Origin of the sequence: Stutzerimonas stutzeri SDM-LAC, from assembly GCF_000235745.1 — a bacterium.
In the GTDB taxonomy this organism is placed as follows: Bacteria; Pseudomonadota; Gammaproteobacteria; order Pseudomonadales; family Pseudomonadaceae; genus Stutzerimonas; species Stutzerimonas stutzeri_H.
On sequence record NZ_AGSX01000026.1, the window covers coordinates 1 to 6,380 of the forward strand.

A 6,380-nucleotide genomic window follows, 5' to 3' on the forward strand; every position below is an offset into this window, starting at 1 on the left:
CCGGCACCTGGCCGCGGTGGCCTGCCGAGGTCGATCACCATCAGAACGCCCTCAACCAGCATCCGGCGCTGCTCGCATTCGACCCGATGGTGCGCGAGGCGGAGGCCAAGATTCGCCAGGCGGTCGCCGAAAAGACGCCAGACTGGAGCTGGGGAGTCGATTACCTGCGTCGTGGCCGGGAATACGGCGACATGGTCAATCTCAGTGTCAGCTTCGACCTGCCGATATTCACTGGCTCGCGACAGGACCCCAAGATCGCGGCAGAGCGGGCCCGGCTCGCACAGGTCGAAGCTCAACGCCAAGCGACGCTACGCATGCATGACCGGGAGCTGACCGCCGACCTAGCTGAATACCAGCGCTTGACGCGGGCAGTGGATCGCCTCGAAGAAAGCCTGCTGCCGCTTGCTGAACAGAAGGTTCAGCTGGCCATGGCCGACTATCGCGCCGGCAAAGGTGAATTGATCGCCGTGATCGATGCGCGTCGCCAGCTCGTCGAAACCCGCCTGCGCCGCATCGACACGTCCCGTGACCTCGCGCTGAGCAATGCCCGCCTGCATTTCGCCTTTGGAGATACCCAGCCATGAGCTTTCAGACAAAACAGCTGGCCCTCGTACTCGGCCTGTTGATCGGTGCGACCACCGCAGGCGCGTTGTCCGCCACGGCTTTCGCGCAAGCCGCTGCAGATGAGGGCAGGGCGGTGCTCTATTGGTACGACCCGATGGTCCCACAGCAGAAATTCGATAAACCGGGTAAATCTCCGTTCATGGACATGGAGCTGGTCCCGCGTTATGCCGATGAGGGAAGTGATGGGGCTTCGATCAGCATTGACCCGAGCGTGACGCAAAATCTCGGCATCCGTCTGGCAGCGGCTGTGCGCGAGTCAATCAGTCAGTCGTTTGGAGCCACCGGCGCCCTGACGTTTGACGAACGCGATGTGGCGATTGTGCAGGCGCGCGCGGGTGGCTTCGTCGAACGCGTTTACAACCGTGCGCCTGAGGACGTTATCGAGAAAGGCTCGCCGCTGGCCGACCTGCTTATCCCCGAGTGGGCAGCGGCGCAGGAGGAGTATCTCGCGCTCAGAGATGTCGGCGAGCCCCAGTTGCTGGCAGCGGCCCGGCAGCGTTTACGCCTCGCCGGTATGCCGGCAGACGTCATCGCCCAACTGCAACGAAGCGGCACAGCTCGTCCGGTCTGGACTGTAACCAGCCCGATCAGCGGCGTGTTGAGCAGCCTTGATGTTCGCGAGGGCATGACCGTATCTGCCGGTGCACCCCTTGCCCGTGTAAACGGGCTGAGCAAGGTTTGGCTAGAGGTCGCGGTCCCCGAGGCGCAGGTCAGTCATCTGGCGCCGGGCCAAACGGTGACAGCGCGCTTGCCAGCCTTTGCCGGCGAACAGCTGAACGGGACGATTCAGGCCGTACTGCCAGAGGCCAACCTGGACAGCCGCACCGTGCGGGTTCGGATCGAGTTACCCAACCCGCAACAGCGACTTCGTCCGGGGATGACGGCCCAAGTGACCTTGAATCGCGACGCCGAGCAGGCCCTGGTCATACCGACCGAGGCGGTCATTCGCACCGGCCGGCGCGCATTGGTCATGTTGGCGGAGGCTGAAGGCCGTTACCGTCCCGTCGAGGTGCGTATCGGCCGCGAGTTTGATGACAGGACCGAGGTGCTTGAAGGGCTCGAAGCCGGTCAGAAGGTTGTCGCGTCCGGCCAGTTCCTGCTTGATTCGGAGGCGAGTCTGCGTGGCGTGACGGCGCCGAGCCTGGAACAGCCTGCTGCTGTCGAACCGGCGTTGCATGAGTCCGAAGGCACCATTGTCGGCCTTAAAGACGGCATGGTTGGCTTGTCGCATGGGCCATTCAAGACATTGAACATGCCGGGGATGACCATGGCCTTCCCGGTCGCCGATCCCTCGTTGCTGTCAGGCTTGCAGTCAGGCGATCGTGTTCGCGTCGGCGTGCGTGAAAGTGATGAAGGCCTGGTCATCGAGCGCATCGTAAAAATCGGGGGCCAGCCATGATTGCAGCCGTAATCCGCTGGTCAGTGGCGAACCGGTTTCTGATTCTCCTGGCCACACTCTTTGCGGTGGTCTGGGGTGTTTGGTCGGTCAAGAACACGGCTGTTGACGCGTTGCCCGATCTTTCCGACGTACAGGTCATCATCCGCACCCCCTTTCCCGGGCAAGCCCCCCAGATCGTCGAAAACCAGGTTACCTACCCGCTGACGACAACGATGCTGTCCGTGCCGGGTGCGAAGACGGTTCGCGGCTACTCGTTCTTCGGTGACAGCTACGTGTACGTCCTGTTCGAGGACGGCACGGACCTCTATTGGGCGCGTTCACGGGTGTTGGAGTACCTGAGCCAGGTGCAAAGCCGGCTGCCTGCCGCAGCCAAGCCTGCCCTGGGGCCTGACGCAACGGGCGTTGGCTGGATCTACCAATATGTGCTGGTGGATCGCACGGGCACGCATGATCTCTCGCAGCTGCGTTCTCTGCAGGACTGGTTCCTGCGCTATGAACTCAAGACACTGCCCAACGTGGCGGAAGTCGCCTCCATTGGCGGGATGGTCAAGCAGTACCAGGTGGTACTCGACCCGGTCCGCATGGCCAGTCGAGGCGTGACACAGCAGCAGATCGCCCAGGCCATTGATGAGGCGAACCGCGAAACCGGCGGGAGTGTTCTGGAGCTGGCGGAAACCGAGTTCATGGTCCGTGCCACCGGGTACCTGCAGACGCTACGAGACTTCCGCGCCATTCCGCTGCGTCTCGATCGCGGCGTGCCCGTGACCCTGGGTGAGGTTGCGCACGTCCAGCTTGGCCCCGAGATGCGCCGCGGGATTGCCGAGCTTGACGGAGAGGGCGAGGTGGCGGGCGGGGTGATCATCCTGCGTAGCGGCAAGAACGCCCGGCAGACCATCACCGCTGTCCAGACCAAGCTCGACGAGCTAAAGGCGAGCTTGCCGAAGGGCGTTGAAATCGTCACGACCTACGATCGCAGCAAACTGATCGACAGTGCCGTTGAAAACCTCACTCACAAACTCATCGAGGAGTTCATCGTCGTTGCGCTGGTTTGCGCAGTTTTCCTCTGGCATTTGCGCTCGTCGCTGGTGGCAATCGTCTCCTTGCCAATCGGCATCCTGATCGCCTTCGTGATCATGCAGCGGCAGGGCATCAACGCCAACATCATGTCCCTGGGCGGCATCGCTATCGCCGTTGGGGCGATGGTCGATGCGGCAATCGTGATGATCGAGAATGCGCACAAGCACATCGAGGCCTGGCACAAGCGGCACCCCTCGTCGGATTTGAAAGGTCAGGAGCATTGGAAGGTCATCACAGACGCGGCCGTTGAGGTTGGGCCGGCATTGTTCTTCAGTCTGCTGATCATCACCCTGTCATTCATTCCCGTGTTCACGCTGGAGGCGCAGGAAGGCCGGCTGTTCGGTCCGCTTGCATTCACCAAAACCTATGCAATGGCGGCGGCCGCTGGGTTGTCTGTCACGCTGGTTCCGGTACTGATGGGGTACTGGATACGCGGCAGAATCCCGGATGAACACCGTAACCCACTCAACCGCGGGTTGATCTGGGCCTATAAGCCGGCTTTGGATGCGGTGCTGCGTTGGCCTAAGGCGACATTGCTGATCGCTGTGCTGATCTTTCTGACCGGTCTGTGGCCGGCCACGCAACTGGGCGGTGAGTTTCTGCCGCCGTTGGACGAAGGTGACCTGCTCTATATGCCCACTGCGCTTCCAGGTCTCTCTGCGCAGAAGGCTTCTGAGTTGTTGCAGCAGACCGACCGGCTCATCAAGACGGTTCCCGAGGTCGCTCGCGTATTTGGCAAGGCTGGGCGAGCCGACACCGCAACCGATCCCGCGCCGCTGGAAATGTTCGAGACGACCATCCAGTTCAAACCGAAGGATCAGTGGCGCGCTGGAATGACATCGGAAAAACTGGTGGAGGAACTGGACCGCACGGTGCAGGTGCCTGGTTTGGCGAATCTGTGGATCCCGCCGATCCGCAACCGCATCGACATGCTGGCGACGGGTATCAAGAGCCCGATTGGCGTGAAGGTCTATGGCGCCGAACTGGCGCAGATCGACAAGGTCACCCTGGCCGTCGAGAAAATCGCGAAAACCGTGCCCGGGGTCAGCTCGGCGCTGGCCGAGCGACTGACCGGAGGGCGGTATATCGATGTGGATATCGACCGTGTCGCGGCAGCACGCTACGGCTTGAACATCGCGGACGTGCAATCAATCGTGGCCGGCGCCATCGGCGGTCAAACCATCGGCGAGACGGTGGAAGGGCTTGCGAGATACCCCATCAACCTCCGTTACGGTCGCGAGTGGCGCGATTCGCTGACAGATCTGCGCGACCTGCCTATCTACACCCCGCAGGGCAGCCAGATCACCTTGGGAACGGTGGCCAAGGTCCAGGTGAACGACGGCCCACCGATGCTAAAAAGCGAGAACGCGCGGCTGTCGGGCTGGGTTTACGTCGATGTGCGTGGCCGCGACATGGCTGCTGTCGTGCGTGATCTGAGACAGAAGGTCAGCGAAGGCGTCCAGCTTGAGTCAGGCATGAGCATCAGCTATTCCGGTCAGTTCGAGTTCATGGAACGTGCAAACGCCAAGCTGAAACTGGTGGTGCCGGCCACCTTGCTGATCATCTTCGTTCTGCTCTACCTCACGTTTGCCCGCTTCAGTGAGGCGCTGTTGATCATGGCTACGCTGCCGTTCGCCCTGACCGGTGGGGTCTGGTTCCTGTATCTGCTGGGCTACAACCTCTCCGTCGCGACCGGTATCGGCTTCATCGCGCTTGCCGGGGTTTCCGCTGAGTTCGGCGTCATCATGCTGCTGTATCTGACCAATGCCTGGCGCGACCGTCTCAATGCCGGCGCGCGAGGTGAAGGCGCCTTGCTCGACGCGATTCGCGAAGGCGCGGTACAGCGCGTGCGCCCGAAGGCAATGACGGTTGCCGTCATCATCGCCGGTCTGTTGCCCATCCTGTTGGGTGGCGGAACCGGTAGCGAAATCATGAGCCGTATCGCCGCGCCCATGGTCGGCGGAATGATTACCGCACCTTTGCTTTCCCTGTTCGTCCTGCCGGCAGCCTACTTGCTCATGCGCCGCCGCCAGTCTCATGCCACCGCGCACCCATCATCTAACCTCGCTGGAGAACATCCATGAACATCAAGCACATCACCGTTGCGGCATTCCTGCTGATACCAACGGCCTATGCCGCCGAGCAGCAACCCATGGGCGGCATGCCGATGGATCACAACGGCATGAACATGCAGGCAAGCCCGAAGGCGGCTAGCAATACCGCCACGGCCACCGGTACGGTCAAGAACGTGAATCTGGACAAGGGCATGGTCGTCATTGCCCACGGCCCGGTTGAAGCGCTTGGCTGGCCGTCCATGACGATGAGTTTCAGAGCAACGCCTGATCAACTGCAAACGCTGAAAAAAGGCGAACACCTGGAGTTCGACTTTTTCTCGGAGGGAATGGACGCCACCATCACCCGAATCGAGAAACGGTAAGGGTGTGTGGCAACCGTAACGCTCAGCCCAGCACACCTTGCTGCTGAGCGTTAGCCCCTTGGTGCCGGGCGGAACGGCGCTGCCAGTGCCGATCCGTTTCATGTGATGCCTGCGGGGCAGGCACGACGTCAGGGGCTAAACATTGGCGTCTGGACGGTGGCGGATGGTTACGTCGGGTCGGCTGCTGGCGCAGCGTCGTGGTCGTCAGCGCTGGGCTCGCGATCCCTTTCGTAGCTTGATGTGTGCGGAAACAGCGGCAACCAGGCCTCGCGACGAATCGTCCAGGACTCATAGGTCGGCGTGAGCTGGTTCGGCGCATCCAGAGACCCGAGATGCACCTCGATCTCGTCTGCCGTGCGTGCAAAGACGGACGAGCCGCAGCGGGGGCAGAAAAAACGCCCCGCATAGCTCTGCGCGTCGCCGCTGATCGTCACCGCATCCTGTGCAAATACTGCCGCGGCGTAGAAGAGGGCGCCGTGGTGCTTGCGGCAGTCGAGGCAATGACAAAGGCCAACCCGGCGCGGGAGCCCCGACGCCACAACGCGCAGGTTGCCGCAAAGGCAGCCGCCGGTGAATCGCTCCATGCTGCGTTTCCTCCAGCAAGTGGGAAATTGGAGCTGATGTTAGTCGACTGCGGGCGGCTTCATGCTGAGCGGCGTTATCGCTCCTGACAAGCCTCAGCCTTCGCTGGCGTACAGCGCCTGTTGGTCGAGCGTTTCTCGTCCCCGCCGATCGGCCGACGTTTGGAGAAACTGACTAATTGTCTCGATCACCGTGTCAGGCTGCTCACGATGGGGAACGTGCTGACACCCGTCCAGCGGCAGCTTTTGAACGCTGCCGCTC

5 protein-coding genes are annotated in these 6,380 nt (G+C 61.8%); 4 read left to right on the plus strand and 1 reads right to left on the minus strand.

Annotated features, from left to right (window positions below):
* The 4 genes from PSTU_RS0103095 to PSTU_RS0103110 form a co-directional block, all read left to right on the plus strand.
* Positions 1-584: TolC family protein (locus tag PSTU_RS0103095; protein WP_019339577.1), on the plus strand; the 584-nt coding region annotated here is incomplete at its 5' end.
* Entirely contained in the window at positions 581-2,023 is a 1,443-nt protein-coding gene (locus PSTU_RS0103100; RefSeq protein WP_019339578.1) for an efflux RND transporter periplasmic adaptor subunit, read from the plus strand. The genes PSTU_RS0103095 and PSTU_RS0103100, both read left to right, overlap by 4 nt.
* On the plus strand, positions 2,020-5,184 hold the full coding sequence (locus PSTU_RS0103105) for an efflux RND transporter permease subunit (RefSeq protein WP_019339579.1): 3,165 nt from the start codon (positions 2,020-2,022) through the stop codon (positions 5,182-5,184). Before PSTU_RS0103100 ends, PSTU_RS0103105 begins: the two co-directional genes overlap by 4 nt.
* A complete protein-coding gene (locus tag PSTU_RS0103110) occupies positions 5,181-5,537 on the plus strand; it encodes a copper-binding protein (protein WP_019339580.1) in 357 nt (118 codons plus the stop codon). Before PSTU_RS0103105 ends, PSTU_RS0103110 begins: the two co-directional genes overlap by 4 nt.
* A gap of 167 nt (positions 5,538-5,704) precedes the next feature.
* Here PSTU_RS0103110 and PSTU_RS0103115 read toward each other — a convergent pair whose 3' ends face one another.
* Positions 5,705-6,121: a GFA family protein gene (locus tag PSTU_RS0103115; RefSeq protein ID WP_019339581.1), complete on the minus strand. Its 417-nt coding sequence runs from the start codon at positions 6,119-6,121 to the stop codon at positions 5,705-5,707.
* Between the last annotated feature and the right edge of the window lie 259 nt (positions 6,122-6,380).